Below are 24,720 nucleotides of genomic sequence, written 5' to 3'. Positions count from 1 at the left end.
TAAATTAGCTATTATTTTCGATTTAGCACAAGCCAGATTTTTAAATTTTATTATTTATCTTTTTTATTGGAAATCGTCAAATTTAAAAATTTGGTGACTTTCCAAATATGCCGTAACTTCGTTTAAGTAACTAATTAGCTATGAGCTATATACGTTGTTAGCATTTGTTATTTTACCAAAGTGTATTTTATTAATTCATTATCTTTTTCGTCAATTAAACTTAAACTTCCATCTTCGCCATAATCATATTTCCAGCCAAAAGGTTCGTTTTCAATTCTATACTCTTTTGATTTACTCTTTGTTTTTAAAAGTTCAAGTCTTTGAATTCGCCCGTATTTTTTTAGATACAAATTATCATCTGACATTTTTACAATGGAAAATTCGCCTTCGTCAATTCGGTCTTTGAATGACTGTCGATACCAACTATTTAGGACTTCAACTTCACTCAATTTGCGCAAATCATTTTGGTGTTGGAATGATTTTAGAAGTTCCTCAATAATATCTACAGTTTCTATTTCACTTAATTTACTTACGAGGGTTGGATATTTCTCTTCTTGATTGAATAGTGAGTAATTGTAAAAAGTTAGCGATACACTTTCGAGTTGATATGCAGGATATTTTCCTCCAAAACTCTCGATAGCTCCACCAATTTCGGAACACTTTTCAATTATAGGCCAATAAGCTATTTGGCTTTGTCCTATGCGGTTATGAGAAAGGTTGAGAATTGGAACAAATCCACTATTTCCATTTGAGTTATATCCTTTTGTTTTGTGAATATCAAAAATTAAGGTAGTTTTAATCATATTCGATATTGAAATACTGTCAGCAATTCTTAAATCAAGTGTGTTAACTAAAATTTCTTGGTCAATTTTATGCAGTTTGTTCCAATACTCGCTTATCTCTTTTTCCGTATCTAACTTCTCGATTTCTGCACGAAATTTTTCAATCGGAATTTGAGAATGGCAAGAACTCAATGAAAGAACAAGTATAAATAAAATCACAATGTTTTTTTTCATAATAAATGCTAACGGTTTTGTGTATGGTTAGTTGCGTGTTTCAGCAACTAATTTAGTAAACAAAAACGAACGCGAGAAAATTCCGAAGGAATTTTCCAAATAATCAACGACCAAAGCAATTAATTATACACGGTGTTACAAGCTGGCTTTTCTTTCACGTTGATAGTATTCTTTTTTTGACTTCTTCTGCTTGTAGTAGGCAACAAAAATTAATGATAACGGAAAAAATAATATTATCAAAATCCATTTAAAAATGCTGAAAATTATATTCATTATCCGATAATTGCGTAAATTAAAATTAAGGTTATAACTGTTGTTAGTACGATTGTTAGAAACATTGTCTGTTTAGATATTTTATAAATGTGTCGTAAATCTTCTTTACAAATTAGCCAAAGTGTTCCGCCAAAAAACAATAAATTCATTAAATAAACAATTGGCGAAACTGATGGGAATAATGATTCGAGAGCAGGAATACCTGATGGTTGTCTACCTAAATTCTTAAAAAAAAATATGAGTGAATTTACTGCTGAATAACTCAAAAAGATTGATAATAAAATCCAACCAATTTTTTTTCGTTTCCAAAATAGAATAATGGATAATGGCAAAAGGATTAAAGGAAAGAAATATTCTAACATACCTAAATCCCATTTGTCAAGACCATCAGTAAACATATATTTAAGCATACTAAATTGTTTAAATATACTGAAGATTGCTAATCCTCCGATAATAAGAGTAGTTAACCTTATTATTTTTTCGGGCGTTTGAATTTCGTTTTGAATTGGATTTATCGTGTCGAAAAACTTGAAAGCTGTCTCTTTTACTTTAACTTCAGTTTGCCTTCTTTTTTCAATTATATTTAGTTTTTCTTCCTGCTTCGATTTTATTTCTGATTTAGCCTTATTTATTTCTATTTTAGATAAATTCCTGTTTTCGAATTCTTTTTCCGCCGTTTCAACTGCAATTGGTTGGTAATTTTTTGAGTTTGCTAAAATTTCTAATAATTCTGCGTTCGACAATTTTTTATATCGTTCGGTAAATTCTGTCATATTTTAGTGTTTAGCTTGCTTGTAACGTGTTTGTATATGGTTTGTTGCGTGTTTAAGCACCTAATTTAGTAAATAAAAACCGAATAGAAAATCCGCGAGGATTTTCGTAAGTAGGCTAGAACTAGCAATAAATTATATACGGTGTTGGCAACAGTATTTTGTCGAATGTTAATTAAAAGTCAATAGTCATTATTTTATTCTCCTTTTTCCGATTTCCAAAAAGTACGATTTTTTCGTTTTCTAATTGATTTGATTCTAATACTATATAATTAAAATCAGTCTTTTTATTAGTTAGTTGTTTGTATTCAAACTCTCCTTGTTCATTAAAGTTAACAGAATATAAAGTGAGTTTTTGACCAGTGTAAGGTTTTGGTGATTTTTTATCAATATTTATATTTTCTAAACTCAAAGAACTATTAAATAGCAAATGAAGATTATTCTTAACAAAAAAAGGTTTATACGAAGTGTAATTAAAATCATCTAAATTTTGACTTTTATCTACTAATCGACTCCATTTTAACTCTCCATTATTTTCTAAACAAATAACTGCAATATCTTCATAGACTGTTCCTCCATTGAATAAATTTAATCTTAATTCACCAAACACGTACAAATTATTATTATTCATTAAAATTTTATTCACGTCAACTCCGACTTTAGATTTTAATGAACTAAAGCCTTTCTTCTTTTGTGATTTACTTTGGTCTTCTTCCAATAATTGTTTTGAATAACTAATGTTTTTCTCTTCTATTAATTCTAAATCATTTGAAAATTTTGAATAAAATATTCCGTCTTTTACTTTTTTATCATCACTAAAATAGAAGCCAAGACAATAGAAATTATCTTTATCTCCATTCATACTCAATCTCTTGAACATTTTATTTTCAAAGTCAAAATCTTTAATTATATAACCATTACTATTAATTAATTCTAATTTATAGTCTCCACCAAACCTGTAATTTAATACGTATAGACTTTTTGTGTTACTATTAATAAAACTACTCCTATATTGAAATCTTTCATCGTTTTCTTTCCATTCAAATTTGTTTTGTTTTTTGAAGAGTAAATCATAATCAGAATTTAAAAATAAAACTGTAATAGTCTTTGTTTTTTCATTGTTAATTCTGGATTCAATTGATAGTGAAAAATAATCATTATCCTTGGAGGCATCAAACCTACCCATTTGTGCAAGTTCTGAATTTTGATAAAAAAAGCGACTAATAGTACTATGATTACTTGAATTTAAAGAATATAATTTTTTTTTCGTTTGACTTAAATCGTTCGCGTCTATCGTAATAACATTATAATCAATCGATAAATTATTTTGATTGTTTTCTTGTATTAATAGTAACAATTTCCCGTTTTTAAAGGAAACGTTATGTAATACACTTTTTGATGATTCAATTTTGGAAGAATTAATAGTCTTTAAATCTTTATCCAATATAGAAATATTATAACCTCGAGAGTTATTTTCTTCATAACTCTGTACATTAATTAAATTGTCATTTAACAAAAAAGAATATAGAGTGTTTTCAATTTCTGGTGCCACATTCTCTGTTTTAATATTTTGAGAATTAGATATATGAAATGTAAAAGTAATCGCTATAAGTAAAATAATTTTTTTCATAAATTTATATTTTTTGAGTTAAGTTATTGAATGCAGAATTGTCTTTCGAATATTGTTGCCAACGGTTTTGGCTATGAGTAGTTGCGTGGGTTAGCACTTAACTTTGCAAGTACGCACCAAACTGAAAATCCGCGAGGATTTTCAGAAGTAGGCGAAAACCAGCAATTACTTATAGCCATTGTTGTGCGCAGTTTTTTATTCATTAGTTATTATATTCAAGTACTGCGTCTACAATCGTGTCTCTTTCATTATTTCTCATAAATGTAACATTTGAGCTAATACCTTTGGTTGCAATTTTTCTTAATGCATATTTTCCTAAAAATGGGTCTTTTATAACTGCATATAAAAATTTTGGCTTAAAATTTTCTACATAAACGACGAAATTATTTGCTAATGCTAGAGGTAAATCATCTTCATTTGGAATGTCACTAAAATCATTCGTTAAAATCTCTAAATAATTAGAATCATCACCAATAACAACTCTGTCGACCATTAATCTAAATTCAAAATTTTTATAACGAAATTTAGTAATATCAGTCTCTGTAAATTCTATATTAGATTTTTTTAAATAACTTTTAAAAAGACTATATGTAATTGATTCACTTATAGTTGTTGTTTCTGCCATTCTTTGTCTAATTACTCTGTTATTTTGACTATCTTCAATGAAGAGTTCAGTAACTTCTTCATCAAAACAAAATTGATAAAATAGAAGTTTTATTTTTTTTTCATCTTCTTCTAATTCTTCCTGTGATGTTGATGGATATTCATCATCTTGCTCAATGTCTTCCTCTGAATTTTCATCAAATAATTTAGAATATACAGCAGTATAGCCTTTAGAACCGATTTTTTCTATGTCCTCATTAGTTAAATCAAATTTTACTTTTGAACCATTTAAAAAATTCTTGAATTCTTTAGTTGTATTATTCATTATCTCAAGATAAAACATACTCTCAAGAGGCGTTCCTTTCATTGGGTTATCGTCTGCCTTTTCTCGTAGTGAATTTATTATTTCATCCTCAAGTTTTTCAGATAGGATTTTTATTTTTTGTTCAGAATTCATTTGGTTATATTTTTAAAATTTAGCTTTGTTTAATGGATATATTTCGAAATTTTCACTTAAAAATGTCTTTATTAATTGCATATAATTTTTCGTGCATAGGTGAATGGTTAATCAGCTTTCTCTTAACTAATTCTTCTTCTAATGCTAATTGTTCCATATTTGATTTTTTTAGGCCACTTTGAAACTGGTCGTAAATATTTAAAAGTCTATTGTCGGAAAAATATTGAAAACTATTTTTAGAATCTTGATATTCACGGATACTCATTTTAATGTTTTCATTCAATACATTTTCTTGTTTTTTTTGTTCTATTTTGGTTTTTACATTTTTGGCGATTTCTTTTGATTTATCAACTCCTGTAGAAATTAGAGTAATAACTACTGACATAACAATTATAAAACCTACCATAAAAAGCAGAAATTGCGAAGCGCTCCAAGCTTCTCCCAAAAAGATAACATTAAAAATTTTCACTTGACTTTATATAAATTAGAATTCTGATTTTATTAAATTAATTTCCTATGACTTTATTAGATGATGCGTTTTTCTCAAATTGCGCACAACAATTGAATAAACTCCCAAGGGAGTTTATTCCTGTTATATATACCTACAAATCTAACGGATTTTTTATTAAGTTAAAAGTATTTGTGGCAACATGAGTGTAAATTTCTGTGGTTTTTGACGAGTTATGGCCAAGTAGTATCTGTATGTATCTTAAATCTGTACCAGATTCCAGGAGGTGCGTTGCAAAACTATGTCTTAAAACATGCGGAGAAACTTTAACTTTTATTCCTGCTTTTACACCTGCATTACTTACAATTTTGTAAACACTATTTGCATTATATTTTTGACCTCTAACACCTTCAAATAGATAGTCTTTTGGTTGGTATTGCTTAAAATAATGTCTTAAATCTTGTAATATGCTATGGGATAATAAAGTGTAGCGATCTTTATTTCCTTTGGATCCTAAAACTTTTATTACCAAAAGCTTCTAAAAAAGAAAAAGGAAATTCTTTAGCTTCAAATGGCTGTAATGCAATTTCGTATACTGCTTCTTCTATTTTTACTGCGTTCATCTATGTTTTACTATAACTCTTAAATTAGTCTATAATAATATAAATATATATTGATTAACCATTAAGGTTTTCATCATAATACAATTACCGTGTGGTAAGAGTAGATAAAATAAAAATAATATTATTTAGTTCTTAAGAAGGAAAAATTAGTAAGGGTTCTAAAAGTGTTCTAAAAAACTTTAGATTTAAGCTTTAAAATAAATATTAAGTGGTTGAAATTCTGCAAATATTCTGCAAATAAAAAAACCAACATTTACAAAAGCTTTGTAAAGTGTTGGTTTTAGTAGTGACCTCGACTGGATTCAAACCAGTAACCTCTTGAGCCGTAATCAAGTGCGCTATTCAGTTGCGCCACGAGGCCTTTTTTTTGTGGGTGCAAATATATTACTTTTTTATAATAACATCAAAACTTTTTGATGAATTAATTTAATTTAATGCGTTTTTTGTAACAAATACCTTCCATCCAAAAATTGCCAACTGTATTTTAGTGGCTTTGCTGAGGTCTAATTTTTGTTTCGTGTAACTTGGTAGTATAAGCTTATTGAGCTTTGCTAAAAGCTTGAATCCTGCTTTTTTCATAATTTAAATTTAAATTCAAAATTATTGCTTTAGTAATTGATAGCCAAATAGCCATTAATATTTAAAAATAGTAAAACCTATTCTAGACTAAGTTTTACATTTTTTTGGTTTAAAGTATAATCGATGTTATAATATCGATTACTAATTGGGCGATTGTTAGCATAATTTTAAGTTTAAGGGTTAATAATAGCAATACTTTTCAGGATTGTTTTTTGAAGATATATTTTTTAGATATTATTCTCCAAGCAAAAAAGGTTATATCTATACATTTGACTTTACTTATTAAAGTAAAAAGATCTAATCTATTTCAATATTTTATTAACTGTCTTCATTAAGGTTTTAATTTGTAGTTGTAAAGTTATTTTATGGTTTCTATTTGATATCTATGTAGGGCTTTTTTTAATAGTATATTTTTTTTCTAGGGGATTTTGTTATGTTTTTAAATCAAAAAAGAGGTTTTGATTATTTTTGATTATTAAAAAGTTAATTAACTATTGTTTAAAAGGTCAGCTAATAATATCTGCTATCTTTGCAAAAAAAATAATTGGATGAAAAAAATTACTTTACTTTTTATTATACTTATTTCGGCAATAGGGTACTCTCAATCTGTTGTTATAAACGAGTTAGACTCTGATACACCAGGAATTGATGATCAAGAATTTATAGAGCTGCTATCAAGTACGCCTAACTTTTCTTTAGATGGATATGTCGTTGTGCTGTTTAATGGTTCTGCATCTGGAGGAGATTCAAGTTACTTTGCCTTAGACTTAGATGGTTATACGACCGATGTTAATGGTTTATTATTAATTGGTAGTACAGGTGTTTCTCCTTTTCCTCAGTTAATTATACCAGCTAATCTTATTCAAAATGGTCCAGATGCTGTGGCTGTATATTTAGGTGATGATACTGATTTTCCGGAAGGGACTTTAGCTACACAGACTAATTTAGTGGATGCATTAGTTTATGATACTGCGGATTCTGATGATACAGGTTTAATGGCATTGCTTGGTGTGACTGAGCAGATTAATGAGGGTTCTGGAAATAATACAAATTCAATTCAGCGTTTTGATGACGGTTTGGGTAATCCAGATAGTGTAACTTATGTGTCTACAGTGCCAACACCAAGAGCATTAAATGATGGAAGCGGTATTATACTAAATGGTGTGTTAACATCTGTAACGCAAACGCAAGTTGACGAAGGAGCTGCTTTTGATATTACTTTTACTACAGAGCAAAATGTGGATTCTGATTTAACTATTGATTTTACTTTAAATAATGGAGGATTTAATACCTCTGATTTTTCAGGAAGTACATCTGTAGTTTTGCCATTAGGGCAAAATACTATTTCTACAACGATCACATTAATAGACGATGTTTTAGATGAAGGTGATGAGGTTTTAAAAATTGTGATTTCTAGTTTGCCTACGGTTTATATTGCGCTTAACAATAACTTAGAAGTGAGAGTTGTGGATAATGATTTTGTTGTTGCTCCGTTTGGAACACCTTTAAACCCAACTTATGGTATTGTGTCTAGTACTCAACCTGCTGGTTATTATGATAGTTTATATGGCTTATCTGGAGTTGCTTTACAGCAAGCTTTGCAAGACATCGTTGCAGAAGAAGGCGTGGTTAAAGCGCAAACCTATTCTGATATAATAGATATTTTAGAAGCAGCAGACCAAAATCCTGCTAATAGTAATCAGGTTTGGCTAGTATACTCTGAGATTGGTCGTCCAAAGTTAGACTATCAGACAACATCTAATAATACAGGTACTTGGAATAGAGAACATACTTTTCCAAGGTCATTAGCAGGTTACAATAGTATTGATTTAGATGACTTTAGAGACGGTAAAGATGTGTTTTGGAATACCACAGCAGATTCCCTACGTCATGGTAATAGTGATGGACACGCATTGCGTGCTGCAGATGGACCAGAAAACAGTTCTAGAGGAAATCAACACTACGGAGAATACAATGGACCTGCAGGTACAGCAGGAAGCTTTAAAGGTGATGTTGCTAGAAGTGTTTTGTATATGCAAATCCGTTATAATGGATTAAGTGTTGTAAACGGTTATCCTAGCGTATCAGGTCAAATGGGTGATTTAGCGACGCTTTTAGATTGGCATAGAAACGATCCGCCAGATGATTTTGAAATGAACAGAAACAATGTGGTTTATGAATGGCAGGTAAATAGAAACCCTTTTATTGATCAACCTGATTTGGTTGAATATATTTGGGGCAATCAAGTTGGTAACACATGGAATCAGTCTTTAAGTGTTGCTGATTTTACAACTAAAACTTTAAAACTATATCCAAATCCCGTAACAGATAAATTATTTATTTCAGGAGAAAATCAAATGTATGATTTGTCAATTTTTTCTTCGGAAGGAAGAGCTGTTTTATCACAAACGGTTATTAATAATAGCTATATTGATTTAAAACTAGCAAGCGGTTTATATATGGTTGTAATTGAAACTGAAGATAAACGTATTACAAAAAAAATAATTGTAGAATAGTATTTATGCTATACAGTAAAAAGCCCAAACATATAGTTTGGGCTTTTTTATTAATAGATTTATTTGGTAACTTATTTTGAATTTATTTCTAATTCTCCTGTACCATCTAAATTTATTTCTATAGGACTTATTCCTTTATTAGATTGATAAGTCGTTTTAGTTTTATTTCCTTTTTTGTCTTTTGTTGAGATTTTAATTTTGATAATTTCATCCTTACTATTGCGTTTTATGGTTGAGAATTGGATATCTATTTTTTGACTTGTTAAAAACGCTTTGTGCTGGTTTAAAACCAAGTCAGGTGTGTTTTTATCAACATGTAATGTGCTTTTGTTTTTTGAAGCATCCTCTTCGTTAATATAGAATAAGCTTGTTGTTTCAACTTTTTCACCAATTATCCATTTGCTATTTTGTTCAGTGGTTTTGCTATTGGTTGTAATTTCTATTGCTCCATTATTTCCTTTTGAACCATATTTTGTAATGGCTGTTTTTTCGTTTAATATGCTCATTTTTGCTATTTCTTCTGTCTTTAAAGAGCTAATAGTTTTGTTTGTTAATTGACCATCTATAACAAGCAAGGGTGTGTTACTTTGTTCTTCTATGACAAGCTTGCTTTTTTCTTCTCCATTATTTGTGGCTTGAAATTTATAGCTTGATATGTTGCTTTCTTGGTTTGTGTTTTCTATTATTAGTTTAATATTGTCACCATTATCTTGGGTATGTATTGTGTTGGTCTTATTGCTAACTTGTTCTGTAATTAATGGAGTCGTTGTTGATGTTGTGGTCCAATTTTTTGATATAGCAACTACAGATCCATTTTTGTCATCACTTACTAATAGCTGGTTATTTACAATTTGTAAAGTAGTGTTATTTATGGGTGTACTGTCTAATTTATTAAAAGTGATATGTTTTGTAAAATCTATTTGATTTATATTTTTTGTGGCTATTGTTAAAGCTATGATCTCATTATTTTGGTTTCTTTTAATGTCTGAAAATTTAATTTTTATTCCGTCTAACTGGTCTTCTAACTTATTTTTAATATTTTCAAGCTGTTGGTCAGTAGACTTGTAGGTGATTATAAATGTTTCGTTAATAGTTGGATTTTGTTGTATTTCCGCATTAGCGATATATACTTTTTTTGTATTAAAACTCATTAGAAATAACGCTAAAAAAGGTAACACGATAGTGAGTTTTAATAAATTACTGTTTTTTGATTTTGATTTTTGTAGCATAATAATTCGTTTTTTGATTAATGATTGATAAAAATTAGTAGTAAAAGCTAATTGATTTTGATTTAAGTTGGCTTTTAACAAAACTGTTTGATAGCTTTTTGGACACTTTATCTTTTGTTGTGTTTGGTGGTCTGCAATGTATTCTAGATTTTGTTGAATTTCTTTTTTATACCACCAAATAAACGGATTAAACCAGAACACGATAGAGGCTAATTGTATTAGTATAATATCAATAGAGTGATATTGCGAAGCATGAATTTTCTCGTGGGTGATTATATATTCAAGCTCTGTTTTGGTAAATTGATTGCTATTAATAACAATGCGATTAAAAAAAGAAAAAGGTGCTGTTGGTGTTTTAGTTTGAATAAATATAAAAGGACCTTCTTTGATCTGCATTTTGTTTTTAAACAGTTTGTATAATGATAAAAATTGAAGTAACACCTTTGCTAAGATAAAAAGAAATCCTATGATGTATAAAACAGGAACTAGTGACCAAATATCAAAATTTGTTGCTGTAGTCGATTGTAACGAAGTAAATTGAAGGTTGTTTTGAAGGTTGTTTTGAAGGTTTATTTGTGTAGGTGTATAGTGTATGTAAATAGGTATCACTATAACAGGTAGTATTGTTGCTGCAAATAGACCTACTAGTAAAAACCAACGGTTGGCTTGAAAAAAAGTGTCGCGTTGTAAAAACAATTTATAACAGCTGTAAAAAAGTATTATTATGGCAGTCCCTTTTATATAATAATCCATGTTTAATCTTGGTTTTCTATTAAACGAATAATTTCTTTCAATTCTTCAACGCTAATTTTTTCTTCTTTAGCAAAAAAAGACACTACATTTTTATAAGAGCTATTAAAGTAATTGTCTATTGCTGTATTCATGAATTTATTACGATAGGCTTCTTTAGAAATTATAGGATAGTAGCGATGTGTTTTTCCAAATGCTTCGTAACTTACATAGCCTTTTTCTTCCAGATTTCTAACCATAGTGGATAGAGTGTTGTAGTGTGGTTTGTCGTCCTTTATTTCTGACATGACATCTTTTACAAAAGCTTTTTCAAGCTTCCATAATATGTGCATTATTTCTTCTTCTTTATTGGTTAACTTTTGCATAATCAGATGTTTGTTTTTATGTTAATACAATAATAACTAAAAAAATAGTTATATAACTATAAATGTAGTTTTTTAACTATTTTTTTAGTTTTACAAAAGTGTTTTCCGCTACAGCGAAAAAAATTAAGTCCTAATTCTTTTTGAAGATTTCAAAATGTATCTTCGCAAAAATTATATCATTATGAGTGTAGTATATCTTATTTTAGGTTTTGTATTATTAGTAGTGGGAGGAGAGTTTTTGGTGCGATCATCTGTAGCCTTGTCCTTTAAGCTTAATATTTCTAAAATTGTTATTGGTATGACAGTTGTGTCCTTTGCGACATCTGCGCCAGAATTGTTGGTTAGTTTGCAAGCAGCTTTAAGTGGGTCGCCTGCAATAGCAATTAATAATGTGGTGGGTTCTAATATAGCAAACATAGGTTTAGTGCTTGGTATAACAGCAATTGTAGGTGCAATCGCAATAGATAAGTCTTTTTATAAATTGACTTGGCCAGTTATGATGTTGTTTTCTATGGCGTTATATTATTTTTTATGGAATGATAACCAATTAGTTGCTATGGAAGGTTTAGTGCTTTTTGTTGGATTAATTGTTTTTATAGTCTATTTGATTAAAACACAAAAATCTACGGATGATTTAGAGGAAGTGGATGATGCCTTAGCTGTGGTGTCTAACTTTAAAATTGGTATCTGGTTATTTATTGGTGCAGCAGCTTTGTATTTTGGTAGTGAATGGCTAGTTAAAGGTGCTACTCAAATAGCTACAAGCTTAGGTGTTAGTGAAGCGGTAATTGGTGTAACTATGATTGCAATTGGTACAAGCGTGCCTGAGTTGGCAGCATCGGTTATTGCAGCAGCTAAAAAGGAAAAAGCAATCTCTTTAGGGAATTTGATTGGATCAAATATCTTTAATATTGGGTCTGTGTTGGGTTTAACATCTATGATAAAGACAATTCCTGTAACAGAATCTTTAATTTTATCCAGAGATATATTTTGGATGTTAATTTTTGCAGCTTTAGTTTTAGTGCTAGGATTGTTGCCTAAGCAGCATGAAATTGGTAAAATTAAAGGTTTTGGCTTAGTATTGATTTATGCAGTTTTTATAATATTAGTTTTTAGAGGGTAATTTAGTTTATCGTTTATATATAAAAAAAACGCTTTCTAGTTATAGAAAGCGTTTTTTAATGGATTTAACTATGTAATCAATATTAACTAATATTAGCAGATTTTACAGTTTTAATAATACGACCTGCTATTTTGTATGGATCACCATTTGATGCTGGACGACGGTCTTCTAACCAACCTTTCCATCCTTTCTCTACAGTGATAATTGGAATACGTATAGATGCACCTCTATCAGACACACCATAACTAAAGTCATGGATTGATGCTGTTTCGTGATCTCCAGTTAAACGTTGATCGTTAAACTCTCCGTAAACCGCAATGTGCTCTTTAACTACTGGTCTAAATGCTTCGCAAATTTTCTCGTAAGTTTCTTGGCTACCACATGTTCTTAAAACAGTGTTAGAGAAGTTAGCGTGCATACCAGAACCATTCCAATCCATATCTTTACCTAATGGTTTTGGATGGTATTCAATATAATAACCATATTGTTCAGTTAATCTGTCAAGCAAATATCTTGCAATCCAGATTTCGTCTCCTGCTTTTTTAGCACCTTTAGCAAATAATTGAAATTCCCATTGTCCAGAAGCAACCTCTTGGTTAATTCCTTCAAAGTTTAGGCCAGCATCGATACATAAGTCTGCATGCTCTTCAACTAAATCTCTACCATGTGTATGTCTTCCGCCAACAGAGCAGTAATACATACCTTGTGGTGCAGGATAACCACCAATAGGGAAACCTAAAGGTAATTGTGTTTTGTTATCCATTATAAAATATTCTTGCTCAAAACCAAACCAGAAATCTTCATCTTCATCTTCAATAGTGGCTCTACCATTAGATACATGTGGTGTGCCATCTGCATTTAAAACTTCTGTCATTACTAAATAACCATCTCTTCTTGCAGGATCTGGGTAAATTGCGACAGGTTTTAAAAGACAATCAGAAGCGCCTCCTGAAGCCTGTTTAGTAGATGAACCATCAAAAGACCAAATTGGGCAGTCTTCTAATTTTCCACTAAAGTCATTTTCAACTTTAGTTTTACTTCTCATGTTTTGTGTTGGAAAGTATCCATCTAACCAGATGTATTCTAATTTAGATTTTTTCATGGTAAAAACTCATTTTAGTTATATGTTAAGGCAAATATAGAATAAAATTGAATTCACCTCTAAAAAAATATGGGTGTAATTGGTAATTTTATTAAAAGAATGTTAATAACCCTGTTTTTTTTAGGGTATGACATTTTACAAGTGTTATTTTTTGTAAATTCGTAATTCAACTAATTAAAAAAAAGAATATGTCAACATTAAGATTTCATGCTATAAAAGAATCATTAAAACGACGTCCTGTTGTAATTGAAGAAAAACAACGACGCTCAGAAATTTTTGGAAGCAATGTTTTTAATGAGTCCACCATGCGTCAATATTTAACTAAAGAAGCTTTTGAAAGTGTTAGTGATGCTATTAAATTGGGAAAAAAAATTGATAGAATAGTTGCAGATCATATTTCTACAGGAATGAAAGAATGGGCTATCTCCAAAGGAGCAACTCATTACACGCACTGGTTTCAGCCTTTAACAGGTGCAACAGCAGAAAAGCATGATGCTTTTTTTGAAACTATTGGAGGCGGATTAGCAATAGAGAAATTTGGAGGCGGACAATTAGTGCAACAAGAACCTGATGCATCAAGTTTTCCTAATGGAGGAATAAGAAATACCTTTGAAGCTCGTGGTTATACAGCTTGGGACCCAACGTCTCCTGCTTTTATATATGGTACAACATTGTGTATTCCAACCGTTTTTGTGTCTTACACAGGAGAAGCTTTAGATTATAAAACGCCTTTACTTAGAGCATTACAGGCTGTAGATAGTGCAGCTGTAGCTGTGTGTAAGTATTTTGATAAAAATGTTAAAAAAGTAAATGCCTCTTTAGGTTGGGAGCAAGAGTATTTTTTAATAGATCGTGATTTGGCAATGTCTAGACCAGATATAGTGCAAACAGGTCGTACATTATTAGGACACTCTCCAGCTAAAGGACAACAGTTAGATGATCACTATTTTGGGACAATACCAAATCGTGCTATGGCTTTTATGAGAGATCTTGAAACAGAGTGCATGCTATTAGGCATTCCGGTAAAAACTAGACATAATGAGGTGGCACCTAATCAATTTGAATTAGCACCAATTTATGACGAAGCTAATTTGGCTGTAGACCATAATTCATTATTAATGGATGTGATGGATAAGATTTCAGACAGACATAATTTTAAAGTTCTATTTCACGAAAAACCTTTTGCAGGAGTCAATGGTTCTGGGAAGCATAACAATTGGAGTTTAAGTACAGATACTGGAGTTAACTTATTAGGACCAGGAAAAACACCTATGAGTAATCTTCAGTTTTTAACCTTTTTTATAAATACTATTAAAGCAGTATATGATAATGAAGAGCTGCTGCGTGCTGCAATTGCATCTGCAAGTAATGATCATCGTTTAGGAGCTAATGAGGCGCCTCCTGCCATTATATCTGTATTTATAGGAGATCAGTTAACTAAAACTTTAAATGAGTTAGAAAATGTAACGGATGGCAAGTTGTCTCCAGAAGAAAAAACAGATTTAAAACTTAATGTTGTTGGTAAAATACCTGATGTATTGCTAGATAATACTGATCGTAATAGGACGTCTCCTTTTGCCTTTACAGGAAATAAATTCGAGTTTAGAGCGGTTGGATCTACTGCTAATTGTGCTAACCCAATGACGGTTTTAAATAGTATTGTTGCAAAACAATTAATCGACTTTAAAAAAGAGGTAGATACCTTAATAGAGAAAAAGGACATGAAAAAAGATGATGCTATCTTTAACATATTAAGAGAATACATCAAAAAATCTAAAAACATATTATTTGAAGGTAATGGATATGGTGAAGCTTGGGAGAAGGAAGCAGAAAAAAGAGGCTTAAGTAATAATAAAACGACACCAGAAGCCTTAAAGGCTAAAGTATCTAAAAAAACTTTAGAACTGTTTGAAGGTTTAGGTGTCATGAATAAGATTGAGTCTGAAGCGCGTTATGAAATTGAAATGGAGGAGTATGTACTTCGTGTGCAAATTGAAAGTCGTGTTATAGGTGATATTGCTCGTAACCATGTTGTACCTACAGCTGTTAGATATCAAAATATACTAATTAAAAATGTAAAAGGCTTAAAAGAGATCTATGGAGCAGATTTTAAAAAGTTTGCGAAAGAACAACTTAATTTAATTGAAGAAATTTCAGAGCATATTGCATCTATTAATTCTAACGTGACTAAAATGACTGAAGCACGTAAAAAGTCTAATAAAGATGAAAATATAGAAACCAAAGCTAAAGCTTATTGTAACAAGGTTAAGCCTTTATTTGATGATATTAGATACCACTGTGATAAACTTGAATTGTTAGTTGATGACGAGTTGTGGCCTTTAACAAAGTACAGAGAGTTGTTGTTTACTAAATAAATGGATAAATAGTTATAAAAAAAAGCCTCAATATTTATTGAGGCTTTTTTGTGCTCTATAATTCTGTTTGTCCGAGAAAATTATGAGATTATCGAAAAGTTGCTTTAAATATGCTGATTTATATGGTATTATCATTTTTTGATACATATAATATATATCTTTGAGATGCTATTAATCAATTTATATTCAAAATGAAAAAAATCATTCTATGCGCATCTGCGCTAATGTGTGGGTCAGTCATGCTCGCGCAATCAAACGTTAGTGATGTAGATCAAACTGGTGTTTCTAACGACTCTGACGTATTCCAACAAGGAGCAAATAATGACTCTGATGTAGATCAATATGGATCTGTTCCAGGTAATCCAAACAGTGGTGAAGCAAACGACTCTGATGTATTTCAATTAGGAAATTTAAACAAGTCTAAAGTTAAGCAAGCAGGAGATAGAAATCTTGGTGATGTGTATCAAGAAGGAAACAGAAACAACGCTCGTATTGATCAAGGTACAAGTGCAGCAGAAGATAATATAGCTTACACAAACCAATTTGGTAACCGAAACAAATCAGTTCAAATCCAGCGTTTTGACAATAACTTTGGAGATATTGATCAAGATGGAAACAGAAATGTAGGACGACAAAATCAAAATGCAGTACCTAATCAGTCTGCAGGAAATACAGCTTACTTAACACAAGTTGGAAACAGAAACTTTTCTAACCAAAAACAAACAGGAGGAGATAACTTTAGTGATGTAGATCAAATTGGTAACAATAATGAATCTAGAGTTTTTCAGGTAGGTATTAATAATTCTTCGTTAGTTGATCAAATAGGTAATTTAAACGATTCTTATGTATCACAAGATGGAGATGATAATGTTGAAACAACAAGTCAAACAGGAAATAATAATATGGCCTCTACTATACAAGATGGTGATCAAAACGATTCTGCAACGTTGCAATTAGGTAACTCTAATAGTAGTATGGTAAGTCAAATTGGTCTTTCTCATTTAAGTGATGTTTATCAATCTGGTAATTTTAATGCAAGTACAGTTGATCAAGGTGGTAATACACATATGAGTGATGTAGATCAAATAGGTGATTCTAATATATCTATCGTTACTCAAAACGATTAATATTAAAAAAGTGTTATTTTAAAAAAGAGGGTTCTTTAAAGAATTCTCTTTTTTTTATGCCTATAAATTATATTGAAGTAATTAATGTAAGGTCAATAAAAAATTCTTCAACATATAATTTGAATTATTTATTTTCTTTAAATTTCTTTAAAATTATATTAGGAAGACTACAAAGGTTAAGGTGCGTTGTCTTACTACAGTTTTTTTGCTCTTTTTTTATACGTAGTTGTACGTATATTCAAGTGTATTAGGGGTTTAGGTGTTATTTTGAATCCAAAAATATTGTAGGAAAATTCTTTTTAAAACATGCGTTTCAACGTGTAAATCTCAATTATTAACGAATATATAGTTAAAAACACATGTTTTTTTGGTTATCAAATTTTAGGAGTGAATAAATTCTTTATCTTTGAATTGCTATTAATCAATATATATTTAAACATGAAAAAAGTATTTTTCAGCGCAGCTGCGCTAATGTGTGGAACAATGATGTTTGCACAATCGAACAACAGTGATGTAGATCAGATCGGAAGTGGAAATGCTTCAACTGTAATGCAAACTGGTATGACCAATGACTCTGACGTAGATTCAGTCGGAGATGATAACATTTCTACGGTAGATCAAAACGGAACTTCTAACACTAATGAGACTCGCCAAACTGGTGGAGGACCAGGAGGAGATGGTTTATCTGATGATAATATTTCTGCAGTTAATCAAACAGGAGATTTAAACAATAACTTTACTTGGCAAGATGGTGACTTAAATGCAAGTGACGTTGATCAAATGGGAGATAGTAATGACTCATACACAGATCAGTGGGGAGACAGTAACTCAAGTACTGTTGACCAAGATGGTGATAGAAACGATTCTGATGTATTCCAAGGTTATGGTACAGCAGGTGATGGTTCTCATACCAGTACAGTAGAGCAGGATGGAGATGATAACACATCTTTAGTAAATCAATTTGGAGGTTCTGGAAATAATTCAGAAGTTGAACAAGTTGGAAATTTAAATGATTCTGATGTTGCTCAAGATGGTAATAACAATGACTCTACTGTATGGCAAGGTACTGTAGGAGATTCTAATATTAGTACTGTTACTCAGACAGGAGATGATAACGATTCTTTTGTATGGCAAGATGGTGACAGTAATTTATCTGATGTAGATCAAACAGGAGATAATAACGATTCTTATGTTGACCAATGGGGAGATTTTAACACTTCTGATGTAGATCAAGATGGTGACGGAAACGATTCAGATGTTTTTCAAGGTTATTCAGGAGATAATAACACGAGTATTGTTGATCAAAATGGTGACAATAATACGTCTTATGTGAGTCAAGACAATGATTTAGGAGGAGGAAATGATTCTTCAGTTACACAAACAGGAAACGATAACGATTCTAATGTTGACCAAGATGGAGAGTCTAACATTAGTGATGTTGACCAAATTGGTGATATGAACATTAGTGATGTTGACCAAACTGGTGATATGAATATTTCTGATGTTGATCAAGATGGAAATATGAATGACGCTAGTGTTGATCAAAATGGAGATATGAATGACTCTTTAGTAGATCAAGATGGTGATAGTAATGATGCAGACGCTGATCAAGATGGGAATAATAATGACTCAGATATCTGGCAAACAGGTGATATGAATACAGCTGCAGTTACTCAATTAGGAAATGATAACTGGGGTCAAGCAGAGCAAATTGGTGATTCTAATCTTGCAGATGTTAGTCAAACAGGTAATGATAATTATGGAGGAGCAGGACAATATGGAGATATGAATGATAGTGATATTGATCAAGTTGGTGATTTCAACTACGCACTTTCAATTCAACAAGGTAACTCTAATATTTCTACTCAAAATCAACAAGGTAACGCTAACACAGCAACAACTTATCAAATAGGTAACACTAATGAGTCTTATGTGGATCAAATAGGAAACAATAATGGATCAGCTGTAACACAATTAGGTAACGATAACGATTCTGATGTAGATCAAAATGGAAATGCTAATAGTAGTTCTGTTTCTCAAACAGGAAACACTAACATCTCTGTAGTTGCTCAAGATGGTACAGGAAATCAAAGTCAAGTGACTTCTACTGGAAACGATAATCAATCATATGTAGATCAAGATGGTACAGCTAACAATAGTTCGGTTTCACAAATGGGAGACTTACATTTATCTAACGTAACTCAAAACGGATTGTTAAATAATAGTATTGTTGATCAAGACGGTTTTATGCACGATAGTTATGTTAATCAACAAGGGGATTTTAATTCTAGTACAGTAGATCAAAACGGAACAACTCATTCAAGTTCTGTGGATCAAATTGGAAACGGAAACTCTTCTTCTGTAACTCAAAATGACTAAGCAGAAGCTTTTATAAAATAGATTATTTACTAAAATAATTATAAGGTATAAGAGCATTAATTTGCTCTTATACTTTTTATAACAGATTTATTTTATAACTTACATGTAGTAACACAGTTAAAACATAAGACTATGAAAACAATATTTAAAATTTTAATAGTTGCCTTAATCTTTATATCTAGTAATATTCTTGCTGCTCAAACTTTTGAAGCTCAAGAAGATAGTCAGTTGTCTGGTTTTGATACACAGGCGTCAGAAGAAAACTTTTTACTTAATCAAAGCGCTGCAAATCTAAATTCAACTTCATCAAATAACGCAATTTTTATTGCCCAAATAGGAGATAATAATGAAGCGGTAAGTGTCACAAGATCTACACAAAGTAATATTAATATAATCCAAAACGGTAACGATAACCTTACTGTATTAGATATTAATAGTACTAAACTTGTTGAAACGGTAATACAAAATGGAGATAATAATACAGTTTTTGATTACAGTCCTTTTAAAACAGATATAAAAAACACAACGATTAATCAAACTGGGAATAACCAAAATTTAACCATGTTTGGATCAAATTCTTTATCAGAAAAAATTAAAGTTTCTATGCAAGGACAAGACCAATCAATCATAATTAGAAATTTTTAAAAAATAAGCCATTATGTTTTTATGTGAATTCAAAAAAACAATGGTATTAATTGTTGTCTTTTTTTATGCTATTAACGCTCACTCGCAATCATATAACACGCAAGTTGAGGCAAAGCTGATAGTTACCCAAGACAATGATATTATTAATATAAAGGGCGTTGCTATTAATAAAATGCAATTGTCTAAAAGTATATCCTATAAATTATCTGTTTTTAAAACAGATAAAAATCAAAATAAATCTAAAAACGAGCAAAGCGGACAATTAGATTTAAATGCAGATCAACAAAAAGATTTGTCAACAACATCCATTAATTTTGATCAAGATACAAAAGTGATAATTCTACTTTTAATTTTTGATTCCACAGATAATATTATTGGTATGGATAGAATCGTTTATAACGATAATGAAGACAATAATCTTAATGTTAAAAAAAATATTGCAGAAAAAATTGATAATATTAGTGTCAAAATTTCTGCGCAATTAGTAAATAATGAAGTTGAGGCTAAAATAGAAACAGCTCAACAAAATGACTTTACAACCATAAAAGCTACAGCTTTCAATAAAACCGAAATTACAAAAAGTTTAATCTTTAAATTAATGGTTTTTGATAAAGAAGAAAGTGTAGATAACCTTCTAGAAGACAAAAAGCAACGCTTTATAATATCTGCCAACCAAAAAATAGAACTTGCTGAGGCTTCATTTAATATTATTGGAGATCAGCCAGTTATTTGCGTCATGCTTATTTATGACTTAGATAATAATTTGATAGGTCAAGACCGAGTGGTTTATAATGATAAGTCAAATTTAGATATAGAAAATAAACAAAAATTATTAGATAAATTAAAAGAGGAACAGGCAAACTCTCAAGACGTCAATAAAGGTAAAAGAGATGGTTTAGAGTTAAAAGGAATCGTAGTTGAAGACACAAAAACAAAACCAGGTAGGGACTTTTACAAGTTATTTTATTCTTTATACACTCAAAATAATATTAACGGGAATAAAGTAGTGACAATCAAGGAGGTATTAGCATTAGGTAGAAACACGAAAATAGAGGTTATTGTTGGAGATGATGAGATTTTTTCGTTTTTTGTAAGACCTAGTCTTGAGTATTTAACTAAAATGAATGATTACGCGATAGTTAACGTGTACAAACATTTTAAAAAACTTGAAACCGAATCTAAAACAATTAAACGCTATTAACTTTTTAGACATGAAAAAATTACTAATAATTTTAATTTTCTCGGCTAGCTACTTCTGTGTTGGTCAACAGTTATCTTATAAACCTATAAATCCAGCATTTGGAGGAGATACTTTTAACTATCAATGGTTATTAAGTTCAGCTAATGCTCAAAATTCCTTTACAGACCCAAAAGCAAATCAATCGGATGATGATAGCTCATTAGCAGCATTTTCTGAAAACCTTAACAGGCAAATACTAAGTCAGTTATCTAGATCATTATTTCAAACCCAATTAGGAGAAGGTCTACAAGAAGGAAATTTTAGTTTTGGTAGTTTAGCATTAGAAGTATATGACTCTGCAGAAGGCTTAGTCATTAATATTTTAGATACAACTACTGGAGAGCAGACACAAATTATAGTCCCTAATTAACCACTTAACTATCTATCATGCTTAACTATAGATCTGCTTTTGCAGTCATATTATTTTTATTATTAACCAGTTGTGGTGCGTTTTTTAACCAACCTTATAAGCAAGAACGAGCTAGGATTGGTGAAACCTCTCCAGTAGCACAAAAGTTAAAAGAGTTTCCATTACCTCAAGAACCTGTTGTAGCTGGAGTTTATAACTTTAAAGATCAAACAGGTCAGTACAAAGCTGTAGAAAACGGAAGTACTTTTAGTACAGCAGTCTCTCAAGGAGGTACAACGATGTTAAATAAGGCCTTAGAGGACTCTAAATGGTTTACAGTTATTGAAAGAGAAAACTTAGGTAATCTTTTAAACGAAAGAAATATAATTAGATCTACTCGTGATGAGTATAGAAAAAATCAAAACCCAAGCGAGCCTAATTTACCTCCATTACTTTATGCAGGAATATTATTAGAAGGTGGTGTTATATCCTATGATACTAATATTATAACAGGTGGTGCAGGAGCAAGATATTTAGGAGTAGGTACTTCAACACAATATAGACAAGATAGGATTACAGTGTACTTAAGAGCTGTTTCTACCTCTAGTGGTAGAGTGTTAAAAACAGTTTATATTTCAAAAACAATCTTATCTCAAGCAGTATCTGCAAATCTGTTTAAATACGTTAAATTTCAAAGATTATTAGAGACTGAAATAGGTTTTACAAAAAATGAACCTGTCCAATTAGCCATGAAAGAGGCTATTGAAAAAGCAGTAGAGGCTTTGATTATTGAAGGAATAAAAGACGAATTATGGTTGCCAAGATTAAGTGAGGAGGCCACAGCTAAACTTGTAGAAGATTATGATGCTGAAAAAGATGAAGCGATAACTACAGAGTTATACGATCGTTTTTTAACAGAAAGAAGAGGTGATTACGCAATTACAGCAGCATTAGGAGGTACGTTAATGAATGGTGATTTGGCTAATCCTCAGCTAGCTTTTAATGGTAAATTAGGATTTAAACGTAAATTAAATCCATATTTAGGATTAGATTTTTCTTTTAATAAATTTAATTTAGAAAATAAAGAAATGTTTAATGAAGGATTTATGTCCTTTGATTTAAATTTAGAATATAAAATCTTACCATTTGACAACCTAACACCTTACTTGTTTGGCGGTATTGGTACAAATGCTTTGGACTATTTTAACACCTTAGATCCTAAATTACAGGCAGGTTTAGGAATAGAGTATTTAGTAAAAGATAACATAGGAATATACGTGTTTGGAGAGCATAACTTAGTATTTTCTGATAAATTGGATAATGTAGTATCTGGATCTATTGACGATATGTTTTATCGTTTTGGGTTAGGTGTTAATATTTATTTATCTACACCAAATACTAAATTTAATCAACGTAAAGAGTTAGAGCGTCTTAAAAAGGCAGAATTTAGAGCCTTGAAAAAAGAAAATCGTAGACAAATGCAAGAAAAAAACAAGTTAGCACGTCCAATCAAAAAAGATAATTAATCTGTTAAATTTTAGTTTAACATTTAAAAAAGTGAAACAGATGAAAACATTTTCAAAATATATAAGTTTATTAGTCATAATCTTACTAGTCGTTGGTTGTAGTGAAGACAAAGTATCCTTTAGTGGTACTGGTTCAATAACAGGAAAAGTGGTTTCTAAAGGAGATAATGTACCACTAGAAAATACAAGAGTTTCAACAAACCCTAGTTCTAGTATCGTTTTTACAGATGCTTCTGGAGATTTTGTAATTAATAATGTTGCAATTGGTACTTATTCTGTACAAGCACAAAAAGATGGCTATTTATCAAAGTTTGAGTCAGCTACTGTTACTGAGGATAATAGTGTAAACGTGATTTTTGAGCTGGATGTAGAAACAGCTAATAATGACGCGCCAAATGCACCAATTTTAGTGACACCTGCTAATAATGCGATTAATCAGACCTTAACTGTAGATCTAACTTGGGTTGGGACAGATCCTGAAGATGATGATTTAGTCTATCAAGTGCAGATATTAAACGACCAAAATTCAGATGTTTTAAATTATACAGACCTAACAGATACTACATTGACGGTTACAGGATTAGACTACGGAATCAAATATTTTTGGCAAGTTTCTGCTTCAGACAATATTAATGATCCGGTTTTAAGTGAAACGTTTAACTTTAAAACCATTGAGTTTCCTACCAACAGAGTCTTTTTTACTAGAAAAATAAATGGTAATAATGTTATATTTTCTGCGGATTCGGATGGTAATGAGTACCAATTAACATCATCAGGTAGTAATAGTTGGAGACCAAGAAAAGCAAGCAATATTGATAAATTAGCATTTTTAAGATCAAATGGAGGTCAAACACAAATTTATACTATGGATCTTAACGGATCCAATGTGGCTCAGGTAACTAATAGTATTTCAGTTAATGGCTTTAATTTAGAAGAACTAGATTTTGAGTGGAAAGATGATAACACAAAATTTGTTTATCCAAATTTTGATAAGTTATATCAAATAAATGTAGATGGTTCAGGGTTAACCCAAATCCATCAGACATTAAACGCTAATTTTATAACAGAGGTTGATTGGAATCAATTTACACAACGTTTAGCGATTAAAACAAATAATGCTTCTGGTTATAACGTAGAGATTTACACGATAAATAATTCTGGTACAATCTTGGACTATGTATTACAAGGCGTTAATGGTGCTGCTGGAGGATTAGACTATTCTTTTGATGGAACAAAGTTATTATATACATATGATGTGTCTGGTAATCAAAATACAGATTACAGACAATTAAATAACCATATGTTTATTTATGAAATAGCGACTTCTGTTGTTGATGATATATCATTAAATAAACCTGCTGGTACTAATGATTTAGATCCTAAATTTTCACCTAATGAAGCTCAGGTTATTTTTGTTAATACGTCAAATGATGGAATATCACAAAAAGACATAGTTGTAATTGATGTATTAACTACTAATGATAGAACCCTGTTTTTAGAAAATGCAAAAATGCCAGATTGGAAGTAAATACTTACTTTACATCATTTTAAATAGAAAAGCACACATATTACTTGTGTGCTTTTTATTTATAAAT

Annotated in this window: 20 protein-coding genes, 1 tRNA gene and 1 pseudogene; 10 read left to right on the top strand and 12 right to left on the bottom strand. The window is 30.6% G+C overall.

Going from position 1 to position 24,720, the window contains the following annotated elements; translation table 11 throughout:
- Positions 1-167: 167 nt before the first annotated feature.
- From JM82_RS01460 to JM82_RS01420, 9 genes and pseudogenes are all read right to left on the bottom strand, one after another.
- On the bottom strand, positions 168-1,016 hold the full coding sequence (locus JM82_RS01460) for a hypothetical protein (protein WP_145000569.1): 849 nt from the start codon (positions 1,014-1,016) through the stop codon (positions 168-170).
- A gap of 272 nt (positions 1,017-1,288) precedes the next feature.
- A complete protein-coding gene (locus JM82_RS01455; RefSeq protein WP_028284042.1) occupies positions 1,289-2,062 on the bottom strand; it encodes a hypothetical protein in 774 nt (257 codons plus the stop codon).
- Positions 2,063-2,234: 172 nt separating this feature from the next.
- On the bottom strand, positions 2,235-3,689 hold the full coding sequence (locus JM82_RS01450; protein ID WP_145000567.1) for a hypothetical protein: 1,455 nt from the start codon (positions 3,687-3,689) through the stop codon (positions 2,235-2,237).
- Positions 3,690-3,891: 202 nt separating this feature from the next.
- Positions 3,892-4,749, bottom strand: a complete 858-nt coding sequence (locus tag JM82_RS01440) for a hypothetical protein (protein WP_145000563.1) — start codon at positions 4,747-4,749, stop codon at positions 3,892-3,894.
- 52 nt (positions 4,750-4,801) lie between these two features.
- Positions 4,802-5,194 (bottom strand): hypothetical protein, encoded by a 393-nt coding sequence (locus JM82_RS01435; RefSeq protein WP_186439165.1) that lies wholly within the window; start codon positions 5,192-5,194, stop codon positions 4,802-4,804.
- A gap of 157 nt (positions 5,195-5,351) precedes the next feature.
- Positions 5,352-5,729: pseudogene (locus tag JM82_RS01430) on the bottom strand (tyrosine-type recombinase/integrase); the annotation flags it as partial.
- Positions 5,695-5,820: a hypothetical protein gene (locus JM82_RS16490; RefSeq protein WP_261375241.1), complete on the bottom strand. Its 126-nt coding sequence runs from the start codon at positions 5,818-5,820 to the stop codon at positions 5,695-5,697. The gene JM82_RS16490 and the pseudogene JM82_RS01430, both read right to left, overlap by 35 nt.
- A gap of 287 nt (positions 5,821-6,107) precedes the next feature.
- A tRNA-Arg gene (locus JM82_RS01425) sits at positions 6,108-6,181 on the bottom strand.
- Positions 6,182-6,246: 65 nt separating this feature from the next.
- Positions 6,247-6,399 carry an SsrA-binding protein gene (locus JM82_RS01420; protein ID WP_145000557.1) on the bottom strand — a complete coding sequence of 51 codons (153 nt, stop codon included), beginning with the start codon at positions 6,397-6,399 and terminating at the stop codon, positions 6,247-6,249.
- Positions 6,400-6,947: 548 nt separating this feature from the next.
- On the opposite strand from JM82_RS01420, the gene JM82_RS01415 reads away from it, so the two are divergent.
- The gene (locus JM82_RS01415) at positions 6,948-8,915 is read left to right on the top strand and encodes an endonuclease (RefSeq protein WP_145000556.1); all 1,968 of its coding nucleotides are present in this window, start codon (positions 6,948-6,950) and stop codon (positions 8,913-8,915) included.
- Positions 8,916-8,986: 71 nt separating this feature from the next.
- Here JM82_RS01415 and JM82_RS01410 read toward each other — a convergent pair whose 3' ends face one another.
- Together JM82_RS01410 and JM82_RS01405 are read right to left on the bottom strand one after the other, a co-directional pair.
- Entirely contained in the window at positions 8,987-10,897 is a 1,911-nt protein-coding gene (locus JM82_RS01410) for a M56 family metallopeptidase (RefSeq protein ID WP_145000554.1), read from the bottom strand.
- Positions 10,898-10,899: 2 nt separating this feature from the next.
- On the bottom strand, positions 10,900-11,259 hold the full coding sequence (locus JM82_RS01405) for a BlaI/MecI/CopY family transcriptional regulator (protein ID WP_145000552.1): 360 nt from the start codon (positions 11,257-11,259) through the stop codon (positions 10,900-10,902).
- Between the two features lie 181 nt (positions 11,260-11,440).
- Between JM82_RS01405 and JM82_RS01400 the strand changes: the two genes are divergently transcribed.
- Positions 11,441-12,382: a calcium/sodium antiporter gene (locus JM82_RS01400; RefSeq protein ID WP_145000550.1), complete on the top strand. Its 942-nt coding sequence runs from the start codon at positions 11,441-11,443 to the stop codon at positions 12,380-12,382.
- 82 nt (positions 12,383-12,464) lie between these two features.
- Here JM82_RS01400 and JM82_RS01395 read toward each other — a convergent pair whose 3' ends face one another.
- Positions 12,465-13,484 (bottom strand): glutamine synthetase beta-grasp domain-containing protein, encoded by a 1,020-nt coding sequence (locus JM82_RS01395; protein ID WP_145000548.1) that lies wholly within the window; start codon positions 13,482-13,484, stop codon positions 12,465-12,467.
- 188 nt (positions 13,485-13,672) lie between these two features.
- Between JM82_RS01395 and JM82_RS01390 the strand changes: the two genes are divergently transcribed.
- The 8 genes from JM82_RS01390 to JM82_RS01355 all read left to right on the top strand — a co-directional run bounded on the left by JM82_RS01390 (position 13,673) and on the right by JM82_RS01355 (position 24,653).
- Positions 13,673-15,859, top strand: a complete 2,187-nt coding sequence (locus JM82_RS01390) for a glutamine synthetase III (protein ID WP_145000546.1) — start codon at positions 13,673-13,675, stop codon at positions 15,857-15,859.
- A gap of 191 nt (positions 15,860-16,050) precedes the next feature.
- A complete protein-coding gene (locus JM82_RS01385; protein WP_145000544.1) occupies positions 16,051-16,986 on the top strand; it encodes a hypothetical protein in 936 nt (311 codons plus the stop codon).
- Between the two features lie 438 nt (positions 16,987-17,424).
- Positions 17,425-19,365, top strand: coding sequence for a beta strand repeat-containing protein (locus tag JM82_RS01380; protein ID WP_145000542.1), 1,941 nt, complete (start codon positions 17,425-17,427; stop codon positions 19,363-19,365).
- 132 nt (positions 19,366-19,497) lie between these two features.
- Positions 19,498-20,010, top strand: coding sequence for a hypothetical protein (locus tag JM82_RS01375; RefSeq protein ID WP_145000540.1), 513 nt, complete (start codon positions 19,498-19,500; stop codon positions 20,008-20,010).
- Between the two features lie 40 nt (positions 20,011-20,050).
- Entirely contained in the window at positions 20,051-21,211 is a 1,161-nt protein-coding gene (locus tag JM82_RS01370; protein WP_186439164.1) for a CsgE family curli-type amyloid fiber assembly protein, read from the top strand.
- Between the two features lie 10 nt (positions 21,212-21,221).
- The gene (locus JM82_RS01365) at positions 21,222-21,620 is read left to right on the top strand and encodes a curli production assembly/transport component CsgF (protein ID WP_145000536.1); all 399 of its coding nucleotides are present in this window, start codon (positions 21,222-21,224) and stop codon (positions 21,618-21,620) included.
- A 17-nt stretch (positions 21,621-21,637) separates the two neighbouring features.
- Positions 21,638-23,125: a CsgG/HfaB family protein gene (locus JM82_RS01360; protein WP_145000534.1), complete on the top strand. Its 1,488-nt coding sequence runs from the start codon at positions 21,638-21,640 to the stop codon at positions 23,123-23,125.
- 40 nt (positions 23,126-23,165) lie between these two features.
- The gene (locus JM82_RS01355) at positions 23,166-24,653 is read left to right on the top strand and encodes a carboxypeptidase regulatory-like domain-containing protein (protein ID WP_145000532.1); all 1,488 of its coding nucleotides are present in this window, start codon (positions 23,166-23,168) and stop codon (positions 24,651-24,653) included.
- Positions 24,654-24,720: the final 67 nt, after the last annotated feature.

Origin of the sequence: Olleya sp. Hel_I_94, from assembly GCF_007827365.1 — a bacterium.
Taxonomy (GTDB): Bacteria; Bacteroidota; Bacteroidia; order Flavobacteriales; family Flavobacteriaceae; genus Olleya.
This window is presented reverse-complemented; position numbering and strand designations above follow the sequence as displayed.